Consider the following 18,042-nt stretch of genomic DNA (forward strand, 5'->3'; position numbering starts at 1 on the left):
ATCGATCGACTTCCCGGTTGGCCTCGGAGAATGAGGCTCGGTACTGGCGGCAATGGCCAGCAGGGTCATTGGGGATTTCGGGCATGGGGCGCCGTGCCGATTGCCATACGATGGCAGTCGGAGCGCGCAGATGCCCGCTCAAGCAGCTTTGCCGCTTGACACGAAGTCGGAATTGCGGGAGCCTACATTCGTTATCGTAGAGCTTCACCCCCTCTCGCTCCGGCGAGAGGCTATCGCCCCCGTTGCTGCGGGGGCGATTTCATTTCCGGGGTCGGAGATTTGATGGGCTGGGGGGCTAAATGCCTCCTTCGAAGCTGGAGTTTTGGCGTCAAGCCGTGTTCAGGGGCGCACTGTGCGCCCAGGTGAGTTTCAGCAGATCAGAAGTGGTGCGGGCCTTTTGGCTTCGGCCTCAGCTCGCGTGCTCAGGAATTACAGCGAGTTCAGCCACTCAGCGACATCTCGCGTTTTGGCGAACAACCCCCGCCGACCTGGCAGCGGAAAGGTGCGAACCGGCAAAAGTTCACGCTGGACGGCTCGGCCGAAGGTGCGGCCGTTTGGAAAGCCAAGGTTCCGCTGGAGGTCGCTGCCGCCCATGAGCTCCCCATGCCGCTCTAGCAGCTCGCGACTGAGTTCGGTGGAGACTGCTGCTTCTGGATTCTGGATAGGCATGACGCAACTCCTAGCTACCGTTGGGCCCCATCATGCACAATTGCAGCCAGTTCTAGGGGATTCTTTAGTCCCGCTTCAGAAGATCCATAAGTATGCCTCGTGGCAAGATTCCAACAGACGTGGCGCTGGTCGTCCGCAATAGCGTGTGGGCCTGCGTTGTGCGAAGGCTGCATGGCGATCGACTGACCTGGGATGATCTTGATCAGTTGCTCTTGCCTAGAGTTGGGCTCGATATACACGCGCAAGCGGCCAACGGTCGTCCCCGATCCTTCTACCGGTTCTTCAGCAAGGGGCATCATCCAGGGAAGCTACGCGGTCCTGGTGGATACTTGATTGACTCGGTGCATGGGGATCCAGCGTTCGCGGCTGCAAAGGAGGCCTTCGAGCATCCGATCTGGATGATCTGCAGCACAGAGGCTCCCACTGCGGAGCAATTGCGGGGCGTACGTCGATCACTAATGGAGCGTCTTGGGCTACTGATGCCGTCCATCACCGAACGCCTGGTGGCTTCTCATCACAATCTCCCTGGCCTCAGCAGCTATGCGCCAAGTCGGGTAGATGCCTTGGAGTCCATGTTCAACGTGGCCGAAGGTGGCTCCTTGGACGCGATAGGCCTGTGTGCGTGTAACTATCTGTTAGCTATAGACAGCGGTAGGCTCGAGACCGCAGTAGATGTCCGGGATGCACTACGCTGGGCAATTATTCGTTTTTGTGCTGTTTGGGGATTGCGCCCCGACGCATGCACGGCAATCCAGCTGTTGATGGAGCAGCGAGTGGTCAGGCTTCGTAGGGGATCGCTCTTGCCAAAGGATGTTGGGTTTCCACTTGGCAATACGGATTCCAGCGCGTTTAGTAGCAATTCGGCGAAGGGGGTATTCTTCGCAGATGACTATCCGTGCATGCTTCCGGTGACTCCTCGCACAGGTGGGGTGGATACATTCTTCGCCCAGTTTCACTCGCACTATCTTGCTTTCGTGAATGATCTGACAAGGCAAGGAGCATTCGCGCAGCTGGCTGGGACTGAGCTCGGCGGATCTTTGCCGACTCAAGACGCAATTGACGACCTGTTTCTTGGGCTGCTGGACGTGCCGGAGGATGTTTGTCACGGCGAGGTTGCAACTCTCAAGCAGTTTGCGCCAATCAGTCCGGTAGCGGCATGCGTGGCGGAAGTCCTGCCCACTTCTAGCATCGGAAGCTCGCCCTACACCCGCATCAAGCCTCTGGGCGCAGTGCTTCTGAAGTTCATGCGTTCTGTCGACATGCTGGTTGACGTTGAGCATCCGCGTCCCATGGTTGATGAGCCGTGAGATGCGCCTCCAGGATCTTTCGTTATCTTGAAGTGGCGTCAACAAGGGAGAGGTATCAACGCTAGCCGCGGGGTGGAGGTCAGTGTTCTTGCGGGGAGATGCGCATGCTGGTTCTGCAATGCATGCCGAGCCTTTTAAGCTATGGCCAGTACAAAGAGATCGCCCCAGAAGGATTTCCTTGAAGCGCTGAATCTCTTATTACGAAGGAATCGTCAGTCAAGCGCGCCGACAGGGCTTATGAATGCTCTCCCCGCTAGCTCGGATAGTGCGCTGGAGGCCACCACTTGACCAGCCAGTCCTGTATAGCCAGAACTGGTAAGAAGCCATTTGCTCAAAGTGGTCGCATGCTCGTTGGGCGGGAGAGTGGGGTGGGCACTAGGTGTGAGCCTAGCGGTACGCATCTGAAGAAGACTGAGCCTTAGCTCAGTAAAGTCAGTCTTTGAGTCGCTTCTCAAAGTCGGCAATGAGCTTGCCCAGGGATAGGCCTGTCAGGCGCGCTATGTCCCTAAGCTCCACGACGTCAACCCTGCGCTTCCCTGTCTCAACATCGCTAATGAACGACTGGCTGCGCCCCAGCTTGCTGGACACTTGTACTTGGGTAAGGCCAGCAGCCAAGCGCGCGTCTCTGACGGTCTCAATCAGGGCGGCGTATTCCTTGCGATGGATTGTCTTGGCCACGGCCGCACCCTGGTTGAGCGGCTTCAGAAGCTATATCCAGTTCTCCGATATCTAAAAACCAGATATCCTGTGCTTCTCATTGACAGGGGAAGGGCATGATCAAAGAACAATGTCGACGCGACGCAGCTGGCTGGGGCAGGCAGGGCTTGCTGCTTGCTCTGACGGTCCTAGTTGCCGCCTGCGGCGGTCCAGTAGACAGGAAGATGGTCACTGACGGCACGCAGGAGCAATACCGAGCGTCGATTGACGCAATCGACGCCGAGCTGAGTGCCCATGAGCGGGATGCCTTCAACTGGGCCGTTGCCGGCCTTGATCTGGCTGAGCTGAACAAGGCCTACCCGAATGCATCTATAAGACAGGTGGTTAGGGGGCACATCAAGCAGATTAGGGATGCCCATCCAAAAGAAATTCTTGCTCTGCAGGAGCAGGCCAACGCGCAGCGGCCGACGATCACCGAACTAGAAAGAGTGCGTGCGAGTGGCGCAACGTTACGGATCGAGGACAGCTTCTTTGGCCCGAAGCCGGTCATTGAGGCGCGAATTGCGAATAGCTCAACTTTGGCGCTCAGCCAGGCCAGCTGGGCGGCGACGCTCTACATCAATGGCGAAGCTCAGCCCACGGCAAAGTCGCGGGTGCACAGCGACTTCCGATCGATTGATGGCCTCAAGCCGAACCACGACGTCACGGCGCGCTTCAACGTTGGCTTCGTAAAAGGTGATGATGCGTGGTCGACACTGGCAATTCGACAAACGTCTTCAACGCGAGTCGAGCTCGAACTAATTCCTCAGACGGCTTTGGACTTCAATGACAAGCCCTACATAGCTGCCAACTATAGGGAAAAGATCCAGTCTCTGGAGAATCAGCTTAAGCAAGCCGAGAAGTTCTCAGATATCTGACTCATTGGCGTTCCGCAACTGCGTCCGATGATCAAGCGCAGCGCGGAACGCTCCAGATCCAAGTGTCCAACTGCTGATGAGGATCCTAGCGCTCAATGCGACCGACCATCCTTGCTCTCGATCTCGAGGGGACGCTGATCTCAAATGCGGTCAGCCAGATTCCACGCCCAGGGCTCTATCAGTTCCTTGAGGCCGTTCATGAACTCTTTGAGCATCTGGTCATCTACACCACGGTCCCTGAGGCAGCTTTTCGCAGGATTTCGCGGCTGCTGGTCGAGGAAGGGGGCGTGCCAAGTTGGTTCGCTGAGTTGCCATATACATTCTGGGGAGGGGCAACGAAGGACCTCCGGTATGTGTCTCCGATCCTGGGGGCAGCGCTGTTGCTGGACGATCACTCGGACTACATCCATCCGGGGCAGGAGCGCTATTGGATTGAGGTCTCTTTGTTCGGCGCTCCATATGACGCGGATGACGTCGGCTTGGAAGTGGCCCTCGAGATGCTGAAGGAACGATTTGTTGTTCCGTTGTAGTTGGTGTGCTTAGTGAGTGGCTTGGCGGGTGCAGCACCTCCAGCCAGCAGGGCCGGTTGCTACATAGGAATGGGCCGTCGTTCAGGAGATCCGACATGATTCGAACAAGTTTGACCCACCCTTTAGCTATTGCGGAACTCCCGGTTGGCGAAAGGGGAGGGGCAATTGGTGTGACCTTCGCGCCAGGTAAGTACCAAGAAGTTGCGATGACGGGGGCATGGGCGAGAGACATCGATGTGGATGTCTCTGTGATTCAGTGTTGGGGAGCCAGCCACCTGATTACGCTACTCGAGCCGTGGGAGTTCAGTGAGTTGCGGATCGAGTGCTTGCCTCAAGTGGTTGAAGGGCAGGGCATCTCATGGCATGGCCTTCCAATCACGGATGGCGCAGCGCCTGACCAGAGGTTGCTCGAACGATGGCCAGTACTGGGGTCAATGCTCGTTCGGAGTTTGCATTCGGGCCTGCGCATTGTGGTCCACTGCAAGGGTGGGCTGGGGCGAGCCGGCACTGTCGCAGCGATGCTTCTACTGCAGTCAGGGGCTGAGCGAACAGCGCAGGCTGCCATTTGCTCGGTGCGACGTGTCAGGCCGGGTGCCATCGAGACCGCTGTCCAGGAGGAGTTCCTGCAGCAATGGGCACAGGGACTGCGCTCGTAGTTGCCCTTCCAGATCAAACGCGTGGCGAGCTCATCAGTCGTTCAAGGCCAGGCCCTGGCTATTGGCGCCACCGATACCTACGCGATCTAGTTGACCGCTGACACCGGATTCGCTGGGTCGCGCGCCCACTAGTGGACGCGGCGCGGAGAGTATCCGCTAAAGCCTCCAGTCGCTACTTGGCTGCAGCCAGTACTGTCTGCCCAGAGGGATAAAGGTCTCCATTGCCACGTCCAAGATCAACGGCTGACGCCAGCCATGGCCTGGCACGAAGCAAAAGTCAGTCGGGTCAAGTGCTCCCGATTGAATTCGGCTAACGAGCCAAGTGCATCTCCTGCTGATCTCTCGATCAAGTACCCGACGGGCGGCCTCCTCGTCCAGATCAGCTTTCAGGAACTCCGACGCAACGTTGCGCATGCCGGCCCACAGTACATACCTCTTGCGTCCCAAGCTCAGTGCATTCCACTCCGGGAGCTGGGTCGATCTCAGGCCATTGCCCAGCGTGGGAGATAGCCGATACTTGCGTAGCAGGTTGGCCAGGTATGCACGGGCTTCGCTCTCTGCGAGCGAGGTTCCCAAGGTCCGTTTGGCAGTGGACGGGCATTCGGCAGCCCATCGGGTAAGCGTACTGGTCAACCTGGCCTCCAGACTCACGTCCTGACGTGACCAAGCGGCCTGATAGGTCCATGCCAGAGGCTCATACAAGGACCTCGCCCCGGAATTGGGGGCTGCGATGGGAATGCGCTGCAGTACGCGAAGTGAGGCAAGCGTATCGAGTGCGGCTGAGGCCAAGCCCTCGGCGGCAACAGGCCCGCTTACGGTCCTTGAGCGCTCCAGTGCGCACCAGGCGCAGGCTAAGAACGGGCCGATTGAACGAACGAAATCGTCCAACTCTGGCCAATGCGAAATGAGGGTCGGTTGGGTGACAACATAGGCCACTTGTCTCTCAGATCGCTCGCCTAGCTCACCAGCATAGCAGCGAGGCGAGTTCGCGTCTATCTGATCTTCAGATATCGCCACACTGCTGTCCGTGGCTGCGCTGGAGTTGTGAGTGAAAGTCCCGTCGCTTCCTCCAGCGGTGTTCTAGGTTCTTTGGGGAGCCGTGCTATGCCGAGGAGCGCGAGTAGGCCATTGAGCATGGACGAATCAGTGGTTCAAGTTCCATGTCGCGCGGCCGATACAGCCCTATCCAGACTCCTGGCGGGTCGTCCCGGCCACGAATCCAGTCGATGGCATCCCGTTTGCCCAGGAGCTCCGGAGCGACGTTCTAAGTACCCTGCCATGTACTCAATTCAGAAGATCATCGACCTGCTGCTGCTATTGGGCGTTCCTTCGCTGCTCTTCATTGGCGCTTACGTTCTGCGCCGCCCCAAAAGAGAGCTCAGTTGGGAGCCGGTGCTGGATCAGCGAGTTCATTGCTGGAAATGGTGCGCCTATGGCTTCATTTTTCTCTTGTATGTTCCCGGGACGACGTTGTATCGAACGTTGATTCCTACGGGTTGTGATGGACTTGTTTGCGTCCAGTTCTTCACCGCGAGTGGATACCGTATCGCCCCGAGCGAACTTCATGTTGTTCTCGTCGCAACTGCCGTTTTCGCGGGGTACTTCTTTGCGCGTGTTCGAGCTTCGTACTCACCGATTCCTACCAGGGCCCGGGGCTACGTCCTGAAGGTTGCCTATCATGGCAAGGGGGAGTACTCGCCACACTTGGAGATAGCCCGCCAAGTTCGCCGGCGTCAGCTCAGAGCGGAGCTTGCTGAAAGGCGTAGGCTTGAGCGGGAGGGCTTCCACCTATGGTTAAGATCCGTACGGCCGTGGGTTTGCACGTTGGCCAGAGGCTCTACTGTTGAGCTACTTAGCCCCATGCTGTCGGGAAGGGACCCACTCACTCTTGTCAGGTGGCTATCTCGTAGCGGCCCCATACATGATGTAGTCCTTCTTTCTAGGCGGCTTCGTTGGTGTGAGGCGTTCTTCTACCACCTCACCGTGAATCATCGACTTTCCTTCAAGTCAGTTCGATCCGAAGGCATACGATTCAGGGTCGGCTGAAGGCCTCATTCATCACATCCTGTGTGTCTTAGGGCGATACACGATTCTGGGAGGCCGGGCGTATTGGCTAATCAGGCGAATGGGTGGTATATCACGCTCAATGATAGCTCGTGCTCGCACTCACCTTGCCGCGGAAAACGCGGTATGACCAGGCGGTGTAGCCCAGGATGACCGGAAGCATGACCGCCAAGCCGACCAGGCTGAAGCCAAGCGACGACACTGGCGCTGCTGCATCCCAGATCGTCAATCCGGGCGGGAGCAGGTACGGCCACATGCCGAGTACGAGACCTAGGTAGCCCAGGACAAACAACGACAGGCTCAGTAGGAAAGGGGCAAGATCATGAGTGGGGCGTTTCTCCGCGCGCCACAGCGCCACTGCCACGGCGAGCGTAAGAAGGGGGACGGGGGACAGCCACCAGAAATTCCCGTCACTGAACCAGCGAGTCATTAGTCGCAGATCAAGGAACGGCAGCCAGCTGCTTACGAGCCCCATGGCCACGATCACGGCGACCACCAGGGGGCGGGTCAGGCGCCTGGCAAGTGCGTGGGTTCGCCCCTCGGTCTTCAAGATTAGCCAGGTGCCTCCAAGCAAGGCGTAGCCGGCAACCAAGGCTGCTCCGGTAAGCATGGCAAAGGGGCTGAACCATAGGAATGGCCCGCCAGCGTAGGTGTCACCAGTCATTGGCACGCCTTGCACCACCGTGCCAAGAATCACTCCTTGAGAGAACGCGGCCAGAAGCGAGCCAAGGCCAAAAGCCACGCTCCAAAGCCTCTTGGAGCGATGGGCTTTGAACCTGAACTCAAAGGCGACCCCCCGGAAAACCAATGATACAAGCAGCAGAAGTACTGGAAGGTACAGGGCCGAAAGAAGCGCTGCATAGGCTGTTGGAAACGCTGCTAGCAATCCGGCTCCGCCGAGCACCAGCCAGGTTTCGTTGCCATCCCATATTGGGGCAGCGGTGTTCATCATCACATCGAGCTGCTCTTCATCCTCGGCAAAGGGCGCGAGAATGCCAATACCGAGTACGAAGCCGTCGAGGATGACGTACATCAGGACGCCGAAGCTGATGACGGCGAACCAGGCGATGGGCAACCAGGTCATCGAGTCCATGTCAGCGTTCCTCAGAGAGATTGATCAGCGGCCGAGATAGGCCGTGCAGGTGTGCGATCACCACCCTCTAGCGACGGACTTCCGTCTTGGGCATGTGGGCCATGTCGGAGGATCTTGACCAGATACCAGATGCCCCAACCAAATACGAACGCATATCCAGCGACATAGACCGCGAGTGAGATCGCTGTCATCCAGGCCGTTTGCGGTCCCACGGCATCAGCCGTTCGCAAAACGCCATAGACAATCCAAGGCTGGCGCCCCATCTCGGTGACAAACCAGCCGGCCACCAAAGCAACGAACCCACTTGGAAGCATCCAGTTCCAAGCGCGCAGCAGGGCCCCGGAATCGAACAGCTTACGGCGGGCCAGGGTGAAAGCAGAAAGCCAGGCGAGCAGTAGCATGAGGGTGCCTATCCCAACCATGATCCGGAATGCGAAGAACACAGGCGTGACCGGAGGTCGTTCGCTCGCCGGTACGGATGTCAGCGGTGCGAAGGTTCCATCCATGGAGTGAGTCAGGATGAGGCTGCCAACACGCGGAATCGCGATCTCAAGATCGTTCCGCTCTTCCTTCTCATTTGGTACAGCGAAGACGACCAGCGGAACTCCTTCACCTTCTTGGCCCTGATGCCAGTGAGCCTCTACCGCTGCGATCTTCATCGGCTGGTGCTTGAGGGTGTTCAGACCATGCATGTCACCCACGAAAATCTGAACAGGAACGGTAATGGCCGCAAATATCACAGCCGCCCCAAGCATCTTGCGGCCGGCTTCGACGTGCTCCTTACGCCGCAGGTAACAGGCGCCAACACCACCCACCACGAAGCAGGTTGTTATGAATGAACCTATTGCCATATGGGCCAGTCGATAGGGGAACGATGGATTGAACACAACCTCGAACCAGTCAACCGGATGGACCACTCCGATGATCATTTCGTAGCCCGCAGGCGTATGCAACCAGCTGTTGGAGGCAAGAATCCAGAACGTTGAAAAGAGCGTTCCAAGTGCGACCATGCATGTGGAAAAGAAGTGCAGGCGTGGTGATACTCGCCCCCATCCGAACATCATCACTCCGAGGAAACTTGCCTCCAGGAAGAAGGCTGTCAGGACCTCGTAAGTCAGTAGGGGGCCGATTACGGTTCCGGCGATCTGGCTCAAACGAGGCCAGTTTGTGCCGAACTGGAACGCCATGACGATACCGCTTACCACGCCCATGCCGAAGGACACGGCAAAGATCTTCTGCCAGAAGAAGAACAGATCCCGCCACACCGGGTTGCGGGTTCGAAGCCAGCGCCATTCCACGAAACCAAGCCAACTGGCCAAGCCAATGGTGAAGGCAGGGAAGAGCACATGGAAGCTGATGAGAAAGCCGAACTGAATTCGGGAAAGGAGGAGGGCGTCCATAACGATCCCAATAGGGGGTGGGTGGTGGCTAGCGGCTCAAGTTCCGATCGTGCTTGGCAATTTCATCGGCGGAGATCCTTGCTTATTGCACGGCAGGCGTCATCTGGCGTCATACGGCTGCTAGGTGTGCAGCTTCCAAATCGAGTAGGCGCTGGGGGTGTGAATAGATATTGAAGCCATCCGAGCGCGCGAAGCCGACAAGACAGATTCCTGCTGCCTTTGCGAGATCTATGGCTAAGGCTGTGGGTGCCGATACCGCTGCAACGATCGCCATGCCTGCATAGGCGGCCTTACTCACCATTTCGTAGCTAGCACGGCTAGATAGAAGCACGAGACCTTCGTTGGTTGAAGTCGATGAGCGCCTCATTGCACCAATGAGCTTATCTAGTGCGTTGTGCCTGCCTACGTCTTCGCGTACCACTTCGATAGCTCCGTCCGGGAGAGCCCACGCTGCTGCGTGGGTTGAGCCGGCAGCCTCGTTCATTGGCTGTAGCCCTTTTAGCGAGGACAGCGCTACGCGTAGCGCCAAGGCGGAGTAGGTGGTGGGTCGGTCGATTGGCAAAGGCATTCTGAGCACTTGCTCCAGTCGACTAGCTCCACATAGCCCGCAACCGCTACGCCCGGGTAGGTTGCGGGTGGCGTCCTTGGGCATTGACACGATGGGCGCACTATCTGTGACTTCCATCGCCAGCTCAATGCCTTCCAGCGATGGCCTCACTTCAATCCGGAGAAGTTGGGAGGGATCAGAAATTGTTCCCTCCGTCATGGAAAAGCCCAGCGCAAAGTCTTCCAGATCCGTTGGGCTGGCCATCATCACCGAGAAAGGATTGTCATTGTAGAGCATCGCGACAGGCACTTCTTCGGCAACGCTGTCCATGATTGAGCCGCGCTCGCCACCACGCCACCGAAGGGTTCTTCGATATGCGATGCCGCAGGGCTCGTTGGCAGGTACTGGGCTGGGCGCTTGCATGGAGATGAGGCCTGGCGGTGAGGGAAGCCGGTAACGATGATCTGGGCGTGCAGGGTCCCTCGGGTCGGGGACTTCTTAGTGGTTTGACAGTGCGGAGAGTATCCCAAGGCGTACACCCCGCTGCGGTCAAAATTTACAAATGTTCGCAGATGGACAGTTTGGCTGAGTTGATCCGACATTCTGTTCGAGGGGCTGTGGTCCGCCTGTCCGCTACAGGTGTCTGTAGCTAGAAAACGCCCGATAAATTAGATAGTTACAATCGATGGTGAGTGGCGTGAAGACCTGTTCGTGGTGAGGGCCAGGATGAGCGCTTCGGGTCCGTTGAGGCGCTCGTATCGGACACCAGTGCCTCGATTCGAGGCCCGGCGTGTACGCCGGACGTCTTGTCTGGGCAGGGTGGACATACTGTCCGTGGAAGGGGCGGGCGTCGCGTGCTTAACTTTTCCCACTCCCAATTGCATGCTGCGAGTGCCTGTCATGTCAGAGCAGAAGATCCCCCGTTACAAAGCCTACGACCATCCTGCCGGTGGCTGGGGTGCCGCCGGTGCAACCGCCAAGGTCTTGATGCAGCAGAGCGTCATTGCCAAGGGATCTAAAGCGCTCTTGTCGATGAATCAGCCTGGGGGATTCAAGTGCCCCAGTTGCGCTTTCCCGGATGCAGATCACACCAAGAAGCTGGAGTTCTGCGAAAACGGTGCGAAGGCCTTGGCATGGGAGGCAACCAAGCATCGCGCCACGCGTGAGTTCTTCGCGGAGCACACTGTCCAGGAGCTGATGGCGCAGTCCGACTATTGGCTGGAGATGCAGGGTCGATTGACCGAGCCGATGCGATATGACCCGGTAACCGACCATTACGTTCCTTGTAGCTGGGATGAAGCCTTCGCGCTGATCGGGCGACACCTGCAGGCCCTGTCCAGCCCGCATGAGGCTGAGTTCTACACCTCGGGGAGGACGCCGAACGAAGCCGCGTTCCTGTACTCGATCTTCGTGCGCGAGTTCGGAACCAACAACTTCCCGGACTGCTCGAACATGTGCCACGAGCCGACCAGCCGGGGGTTGCCGCCGGCAATTGGCGTCGGCAAGGGCACTATCGTGCTCGATGACTTTGAGCATGCTGAGGCCATCTTCGTCATCGGCCAGAACACAGGCACCAACTCACCACGAATGATGTCCAACTTGGTGGAGGCGCGGAAGCGTAATGCTCCAATTGTCGCGGTCAATCCTATGCCGGAACGTGCGCTGATTCGCTTTGCCGAGCCCCAAGACGTCGTGCAAATGGCCACGTTTGGCTCCACCGCGATTTCCAGTGAATTTGTACACATTCGCATCGGCGGTGACCTGGCCCTGATCAAGGGCATCATGAAGGCTATGTTCGAGCGGGAAGCGGCCGGCGAGTCTGTTCTCGATCACGAATTCCTGACCGAGCACACCGTCGGGCTGGAGGCATTGCGTGAAGACGTGATGTCCCTGGAGTGGAGCCAGATCGTCCAAGTGTCCGGGATCAAGAAGGAGCAGATTCTGCGTTGTGCAGAGATCTACATCCGTTCCCGTGCGACCATTATCTGCTATGGCATGGGCCTGACCCAGCACCAGCAAGGATCTCGCCTTTTGCAGCAGGTTGCCAATCTGCTGATGCTACGCGGCAACTTCGGAAAGCCCGGGGCGGGCATTGCTCCTATTCGCGGCCATTCCAACGTGCAAGGCGACCGTACCGTCGGCATTGATGAGAAGCCGACGCAACGCTACCTGGACCAAGTTCGCGACGTGTTCGGGTTCGAACCGCCGCGCGAACATGGGCACCATGTGGTTGAGTCTATTGAGGCGATGCTGGCTGGAACCGCCAAGGTCTTCATCGGCATGGGCGGGAACTTCATCCATGCTGTTCCTGATACCGAAATTGCCTACAGGGCAATGCGTGGTCTTGAGCTTACGGTTGGCATCGCCACCAAACTCAACCGTGGCCACCTAGTGCATGGCAAGGAGGCGCTGATCCTACCGGTGGTGGCGCGCTCGGAGTGGATCCATACCCCGCTGGGTGAGCAGTTTGTCACCATCGAGGATGCCATGTCGAATGTCACCGCATCCCGTGGAGTGCTGGAGCCTGTGAGTGAACATGTTCTTCCGGAAGTTGAGATCGTGTGCCGCATGGCAATGGCGACACTGCCGGACAGCAAGGTCGACTGGGCAGCTTGCATGCACGATTACAACCATGTTCGTGAGCTGATCGCGGCGGTCTATCCCGGCATCTACGCAGACTTCAATGAACGGATCCAGGCGCCGCGTGGCTTCCACTTGGACATTCCGCCGCGCCGCCGTGAGTGGCCGACACCTAACGGAAAGGCCAATATTCTGGTGTTGCCGGGTCTTGAAGTGAACGACCTGGTCGAGGATCCCACTATGCTTCGGCTGGCCACGGTTCGCTCCCATGACCAGTACAACACGACAATCTACAGCTACAACGATCGCTATCGCGGTGTGTACAACGATCGAATGATCCTCTTCATGAACCTGGAAGATCGAGTAGCACGAGGGATTGGGAAGGAGGAACAGGTGAGCCTCGAGACGATCTCCAGTGATGGCGTCTGCCGGCGGGTCGATGGGTTGACTGTGCTTGACTATCCGATGCCGCGTGGCGCGATTGCGGGCTACTACCCTGAACTCAATCCACTGCTACCTCTGGATTACTTCGATCGCATCAGTGGTACCCCCGCGGCGAAGTCGATCCCGGTCAGGGTGGTCATTTCACAGTGATTGCGCCGGCATGTCGTAGGGAGGACTAAGAATGTCAGCCGAGCTCATTCGGGCGCCAGAGCCGGTAGGTGAGGGCGCACTGGCAGGTCATCCACGCCAACTCACCGACGGTTTCGGACGCAGCTTCCCGTACCTGCGCCTGTCGTTGACCGAAGCCTGCAACTTCCGTTGCAGCTACTGCCTGCCCGACGGTTACCAGTCCGATGGCCGCCCGCGCTTCCTGCAGGTGGATGAAATCGCGCGCCTGGTGCGTGCGTTCGCCGCGCTGGGCATGAGCAAGATCCGCCTGACGGGTGGTGAGCCCAGCTTGCGCAAGGACCTGGATGAGATCATCGCCACCGTGGCGGCGGTGCCGGGCATCCGCAAGGTGGCCATCACCACCAATGGCACGTTGCTACCGCGGCGCCTGCCGGGCTGGCACCGGGCAGGCCTGACTGCGCTGAACGTGAGCATGGACAGCCTGCAGCGCGAACGCTTCAAGACCATCACCGGGCATGACCGTCTGCCGGAGATCGAACAGGGCCTGGCCCTGGCACAGGCACTGGGCCTGCCGGCGATCAAGCTCAACGCGGTGCTGCTGCGCGGCCTGAACGACGACGAGCTGCCGCAGTGGATGGACTACCTGCGTGACCGCCCCTTCAGCGTGCGCTTCATCGAACTGATGCGCACCGGCGACAACGAAGCCTATTTCCAGCGCCACCACCTGCGCGCCGACGTGGTGATCGAGCAGCTGCTGGCTGCCGGGTGGCGCGAACGCCCGCGCGCGGCCGATGCCGGCCCAGCGCGCGAGTTCGGTCATCCGGACCATCGCGGCAGCATCGGCATCATCGCCCCGTATTCGCGTGACTTCTGCAAGGGCTGCAACCGTTTGCGGGTGACCGCCAAGGGTGACCTGCGGCTGTGCCTGTTCGGCGAGTCCGGGGTACCGCTGCGCCCGCTGCTGCAGCGCGACGATGACCACGACGCGCTGCTGGTACGCATCACTACCCAGCTTGGCCTGAAAGCGGCCGGGCACGGACTGCACCAGGGCCAGACCGGGCTGACCCCGCACCTGGCCTCGATCGGAGGATGAGCAACACGATGAGTGGGGAATTGAATGCGGCCTTCCACATGGCTGATGTCCGCAACAAGCGCATCAGCCGCCGCCGTGCGGTGGCGGTGGGCGAGCTGCATGCCGGTCCAGTGGCCTATCCGCTGATCGTCGAGCGCCGCCTGCCCAAGGGCGATGCGCTGGTGATGGCCGAGATTGCCGGCCTGCAGGGCGCCAAGATGGCCTCGATGCTGATGCCGCTGTGCCATCCGCTGCCGCTGGAACTGGTGCAGGTGTTCTGCGCGCCGGTACCGGAACGGCAGGCGATCCGCGTGTGGTGCGAGTGCGCCAGCGAGGCGCGCACCGGCGTGGAGATGGAGGCGCTGGCCGGGGTCAACGCGGCGCTGCTGACCCTGTACGACCTGAGCAAGCCGGTGGAACCGGCCCTGCGCATCGAAGGTATCCGCCTGCTGTTCAAGGAAGGCGGCAAGCGCGGTGTCTGGCTGCACCCCGACGGCATGAACGATGCCGAGCGCACGCGTTTCAAGCCGCGTGCGCCGAAGGGCCTGGAGGGCGCGGCCTGCACGGTGATCACGCTGAGCGATCGCGCCAGCGACGGCACCTATGAGGATATCTCTGGCCCGACCCTGGTGACCGGCCTGAAAAAGCTGGGCGGCGAGGTGGTGGCCGCTGAGGTGTTGCCCGATGGCATCGAGCCATTGGCGGGCCGCCTGCAGGCCTTGGCCGCCGAGGGCGTGCGCCTGTGCCTGTGTACCGGTGGTACCGGGCTGGGCCCGCGTGACCTGACCCCGGAGGCGCTGCGTTCCCTGAACGCGCGGCCGGTACATGGCCTGGCGCAGATGGTGCGGGCACTGAGTGCACAGCACACGCCGATGGCCTGGCTGAGCCGCGCCGAGGTGGTGCAGCTGGGCAACATGCTGGTGTTCGCGCTGCCCGGCAGCCCGAAGGCGGCGGCGCAGTGCCTGGACATCCTGGCGCCGGTACTGGGCCATGCCCTGGCGATGGTCGAAGGTGGTGGCCACTGATGATTGCCTACAGCGAAGCCCTGCAGCACCTGCTGGACGCAGCCACGCCGCTGCCGGCCGAGCGCCTGCCGCTGCATGAGGCCGGCGGCCGTACCCTGGCCAGTGACATCCACAGCGGGCAGTCGTTGCCGCCGTTCGACAACTCGGCGATGGACGGCTTCGCGCTGCGCGCCAACGGCGCGGCGTTCGAGGCCGGTACCGAATTCGCGGTGCAGGGCTGGCAGGCGGCCGGCGATGCCGGCGCCGAAGGCGGCGAGGGTGCATGGGAAATCATGACCGGTGCACGTATGCCGTCCGGGCTGGATACGGTGGTGCCGGTCGAGAACGTGGAGATCCTCGCCAGCGAGGAGGGACGCCCGACCGGCATCGCCTTGAAGGCATCGGTGAAGCCGGGCCAGCATGTGCGCCTGCGCGGCCAGGACGTGAGCGAAGGCGAGCGCGTGCTGCAGGCCGGGCTGGTGCTGGATATCAATGCGCGCACCCTGCTGCATGCCATCGGCGTGGGCCAGGTGGCGGTGGTGGCGCGGCCGAAGGCGGCAGTGATCGCTACCGGCAAGGAGTTGGTGACCGAGGCGGCGCAGGCGCTGGAATCCGGCCAGATCCGTGACAGCAACCGGCCGTATCTGGTCGGCCGCCTGCAGGCCGCCGGTGCCGAGGTGGTCTGGCAGGGCACGGTGGGCGACGACGTGGCCGCGTTCAATGCGGTGCTGGATGAAGCGCTGGCCGCTGGCGCGCAGGTGCTGATCAGCACCGGCGCGGTGTCGGCCGGGCGCTACGATTTCGTTCCCGATGCGCTGCGCGGCCGTGGTGCGCGCATCGTGTTCCACAAGGTAGCGATCCGCCCGGGCAAGCCGCTGCTGTTCGCGGTGCTGCCCAATGGCGCGCTGTACTTCGGCCTGCCGGGCAACCCGGTGTCGGCGGCCGTGGGCCAGCGTTTCTTCGTCGAGCCGGTGCTGCGCCGCCTGTTGGGGCTGGCGCCGGAGCTCATGTTGCAGCTGCCGCTGCAGGCCGACGTGCGCAAGCCGCCGGGCCTGCGCTTCCACGCGCGTGCGCGGGTGGAAATGGATGGGCAGGGGCGCCTGAGCGCGCGCGTGCTGTCCGGGCAGGAGTCGTTCCGTTTGATGTCCATGCTGCAGGCCAACGCCTGGGTGGTGCTGGAGGCCGAGGGAGACCTGGCCAGCGCTGGCACCTTCGTGCGCGTGCAGGGCTGGGGTCACCACGAACCGGTGCAGCTGGTGAGCCAGGAGTCATGATGAAACAGGTGAATCTGCAGTTGTTCGGTGCGTTTTCCGATCTGGATGCCAGCCGCGAGATTGCCGTGGATGTGGCCGGTGGCACCGTGGCCGATCTGCGCCAGGCGCTGCGCGAGCTGCTTCCGGTGCGTTGGCCGGGATTCCGTGCCGGCCTGCTGGATTATTCGGCGTTCGCCGACCAGCAACGCGTGCTGCGCGACCACGAGGCGCTGCCCGACGATGGCCGGGTGGCGATCCTGCCGCCGGTGAGCGGGGGCTGAGCCATGAGCGGGAAGATCATTGCGAAGGTGGTGGACCGCGCGCAGGCGTCGATCGATCCGGGCGAGGGCATCGCCGCGGTCTCAGATCCGGGCTTCGGCGGCATTGACGTGTTCATCGGCAAGGTGCGCGACGTCAACATCGGCCGCGCAGTGACGGGCATCACCTACGACCTGTTCGAGCCGTTGGTGCTGAACGAATTCAAGCGTCTGGCGGCAGAGGTCGAGGCGACGTTCGGTCCGAAGTTGAAACTGTATGTGGCCCACGCGAAGGGGCGACTCGGCATTGGCGATGTGGCGGTGGTGGTGGCCGCGGGCAGCCCGCACCGCGACGAGGCGTTCCGGGCCTGCCGGCAGCTGATCGAGGTGGTGAAGCACCAGTGCCCGATCTGGAAGCAGGAGCACTACGAGGACGGCGACAGCGAGTGGACCGAAGGCTGCAGTCTCTGCCATGCGGACAGCGAACCCACGCAAGCTCATGACAATGCCCATGAATGTGCACACGATCACGAACATTCCCACTGACGGCATCGTGCTGGCCGGTGGTCTTTCCAGCCGGATGGGCCGTGACAAGGCGCTGCTACCGTGGCACGGGCGAGCCCTGCTAGAGCACATGCGTGGCCTGCTGCGACAGGCAGGTGCGGAAAGGGTATGGGTGAGTGGCAACTACCCGGCCTTCGGTGGCATTCCTGATCGCGTGGCACGCTGCGGCCCGTTGGGCGGGCTCTACAGTGTGGCCATGTGCATGCCGGACGCTGCCGCTCTGGTGCTTCCGGTGGATACGCCCAATGTGACCCCAGCGTTACTACAACGGTTACGTGATGCGCCTTCGGCTGCCTGTGTGCTGTTTGCGGAAGAACGCCTGCCGATGCGGTTGCAGATTGATGACCATTGCCGGCATGTGTTGCGGGAATTGATCGAGAATCCGGCGGCGCACCGCTCGCTACGCGCCCTGCGAGAACGCTTGGGCGCAATCGAGCTGCCACTGGCGGATAGCGAATACGACCAGCTACTCAACTGCAACACCTCAACCGAGCTCGAGTTCATTGCATCATGAAAGTCCAGCTACAGCGGCAGGCAGTTCGTCTGCGCGTTGATGAAGAGGAGCTAGCGCAGTTGCTGGCCGGCGAATCGGTGGAGAACCTGACGCGGTTCGGCGGCGATCGCGGCTGGGGCATGGTGCTATCACTGCATGCAGGGCAACAGGCGGTGCTTCTGGAGGGGAGCGAGTACTGCCGGTTGATGCTTCCTCGCGAAGCGGTTCAGTCCTTGGCATCACGTTTGCCCTGTCGTGATGGTCTTGGTTTTGGCATCGCGCTGGGTGATGACATCTCGCTGCAGCTTCAATTCGATGTGGATGTACGAGACAGCCTGCGCCAACGAGGTCCGCACCGTCGTGCACCCTCTGCCTAGCTCTGGGCGGGCCACCTATGTAGCGCCTG

17 protein-coding genes are annotated in these 18,042 nt (G+C 60.6%); 12 read left to right on the plus strand and 5 right to left on the minus strand.

Annotation, left to right across the window (positions count from 1 at the left end):
- Positions 1 to 429: 429 nt before the first annotated feature.
- The gene (locus tag ACZLIB_RS11025; protein ID WP_049399270.1) at positions 430 to 669 is read right to left on the minus strand and encodes a hypothetical protein; all 240 of its coding nucleotides are present in this window, start codon (positions 667 to 669) and stop codon (positions 430 to 432) included.
- Between the two features lie 119 nt (positions 670 to 788).
- Here ACZLIB_RS11025 and ACZLIB_RS11030 point away from each other — a divergent pair, with 119 nt between their 5' ends.
- The gene (locus ACZLIB_RS11030) at positions 789 to 1,976 is read left to right on the plus strand and encodes a hypothetical protein (RefSeq protein ID WP_197598269.1); all 1,188 of its coding nucleotides are present in this window, start codon (positions 789 to 791) and stop codon (positions 1,974 to 1,976) included.
- A 432-nt stretch (positions 1,977 to 2,408) separates the two neighbouring features.
- On the opposite strand, the gene ACZLIB_RS11035 is transcribed toward ACZLIB_RS11030, so the two are convergent.
- The gene (locus tag ACZLIB_RS11035; protein WP_017354505.1) at positions 2,409 to 2,654 is read right to left on the minus strand and encodes a helix-turn-helix domain-containing protein; all 246 of its coding nucleotides are present in this window, start codon (positions 2,652 to 2,654) and stop codon (positions 2,409 to 2,411) included.
- 95 nt (positions 2,655 to 2,749) lie between these two features.
- On the opposite strand from ACZLIB_RS11035, the gene ACZLIB_RS11040 reads away from it, so the two are divergent.
- The 3 genes from ACZLIB_RS11040 to ACZLIB_RS11050 all read left to right on the plus strand — a co-directional run bounded on the left by ACZLIB_RS11040 (position 2,750) and on the right by ACZLIB_RS11050 (position 4,736).
- Complete coding sequence (locus tag ACZLIB_RS11040) at positions 2,750 to 3,550, plus strand: hypothetical protein (protein ID WP_197598268.1); 801 nt, start codon at positions 2,750 to 2,752, stop codon at positions 3,548 to 3,550.
- 95 nt (positions 3,551 to 3,645) lie between these two features.
- Positions 3,646 to 4,080, plus strand: a complete 435-nt coding sequence (locus ACZLIB_RS11045; RefSeq protein WP_164171439.1) for an NIF family HAD-type phosphatase — start codon at positions 3,646 to 3,648, stop codon at positions 4,078 to 4,080.
- Positions 4,081 to 4,286: 206 nt separating this feature from the next.
- Entirely contained in the window at positions 4,287 to 4,736 is a 450-nt protein-coding gene (locus ACZLIB_RS11050) for a phosphatase domain-containing protein (protein ID WP_164171458.1), read from the plus strand.
- Between the two features lie 2,143 nt (positions 4,737 to 6,879).
- Here the strand turns inward: ACZLIB_RS11050 and cydB are convergent.
- From cydB to fdhD, 3 genes are all read right to left on the minus strand, one after another.
- A complete protein-coding gene (cydB, locus tag ACZLIB_RS11055) occupies positions 6,880 to 7,893 on the minus strand; it encodes a cytochrome d ubiquinol oxidase subunit II (RefSeq protein ID WP_478469873.1) in 1,014 nt (337 codons plus the stop codon).
- Between the two features lie 11 nt (positions 7,894 to 7,904).
- On the minus strand, positions 7,905 to 9,293 hold the full coding sequence (locus tag ACZLIB_RS11060) for a cytochrome ubiquinol oxidase subunit I (RefSeq protein WP_164171437.1): 1,389 nt from the start codon (positions 9,291 to 9,293) through the stop codon (positions 7,905 to 7,907).
- A 109-nt stretch (positions 9,294 to 9,402) separates the two neighbouring features.
- Positions 9,403 to 10,263 carry a formate dehydrogenase accessory sulfurtransferase FdhD gene (gene fdhD / locus ACZLIB_RS11065; protein ID WP_404830372.1) on the minus strand — a complete coding sequence of 287 codons (861 nt, stop codon included), beginning with the start codon at positions 10,261 to 10,263 and terminating at the stop codon, positions 9,403 to 9,405.
- Positions 10,264 to 10,740: 477 nt separating this feature from the next.
- Here fdhD and ACZLIB_RS11070 point away from each other — a divergent pair, with 477 nt between their 5' ends.
- Genes ACZLIB_RS11070 through ACZLIB_RS11105 form a run of 8 tightly spaced genes read left to right on the plus strand, consistent with a single transcriptional unit; the run spans position 10,741 to position 18,013 of the window.
- A complete protein-coding gene (locus ACZLIB_RS11070; RefSeq protein WP_164171436.1) occupies positions 10,741 to 13,014 on the plus strand; it encodes an FdhF/YdeP family oxidoreductase in 2,274 nt (757 codons plus the stop codon).
- 31 nt (positions 13,015 to 13,045) lie between these two features.
- The gene (moaA, locus tag ACZLIB_RS11075; protein ID WP_239518981.1) at positions 13,046 to 14,086 is read left to right on the plus strand and encodes a GTP 3',8-cyclase MoaA; all 1,041 of its coding nucleotides are present in this window, start codon (positions 13,046 to 13,048) and stop codon (positions 14,084 to 14,086) included.
- Positions 14,087 to 14,094: 8 nt separating this feature from the next.
- Positions 14,095 to 15,090, plus strand: coding sequence for a bifunctional molybdenum cofactor biosynthesis protein MoaC/MoaB (gene moaCB, locus ACZLIB_RS11080; RefSeq protein WP_164171456.1), 996 nt, complete (start codon positions 14,095 to 14,097; stop codon positions 15,088 to 15,090).
- Positions 15,090 to 16,343, plus strand: coding sequence for a molybdopterin molybdotransferase MoeA (locus ACZLIB_RS11085; RefSeq protein ID WP_478469875.1), 1,254 nt, complete (start codon positions 15,090 to 15,092; stop codon positions 16,341 to 16,343). The genes moaCB and ACZLIB_RS11085 overlap by 1 nt, the downstream gene beginning before the upstream one ends.
- Entirely contained in the window at positions 16,343 to 16,603 is a 261-nt protein-coding gene (locus tag ACZLIB_RS11090; protein WP_017354494.1) for a MoaD/ThiS family protein, read from the plus strand. The genes ACZLIB_RS11085 and ACZLIB_RS11090 overlap by 1 nt, the downstream gene beginning before the upstream one ends.
- 3 nt (positions 16,604 to 16,606) lie before the next feature.
- A complete protein-coding gene (locus ACZLIB_RS11095; protein ID WP_164171434.1) occupies positions 16,607 to 17,125 on the plus strand; it encodes a molybdenum cofactor biosynthesis protein MoaE in 519 nt (172 codons plus the stop codon).
- Positions 17,091 to 17,657, plus strand: coding sequence for a molybdenum cofactor guanylyltransferase (gene mobA, locus ACZLIB_RS11100; protein WP_164171433.1), 567 nt, complete (start codon positions 17,091 to 17,093; stop codon positions 17,655 to 17,657). Before ACZLIB_RS11095 ends, mobA begins: the two co-directional genes overlap by 35 nt.
- On the plus strand, positions 17,654 to 18,013 hold the full coding sequence (locus ACZLIB_RS11105; RefSeq protein WP_032966746.1) for a hypothetical protein: 360 nt from the start codon (positions 17,654 to 17,656) through the stop codon (positions 18,011 to 18,013). The genes mobA and ACZLIB_RS11105 overlap by 4 nt, the downstream gene beginning before the upstream one ends.
- Positions 18,014 to 18,042 lie beyond the last annotated feature (29 nt).

Source organism: Stenotrophomonas sp. 220_Sma (assembly GCF_056487375.1).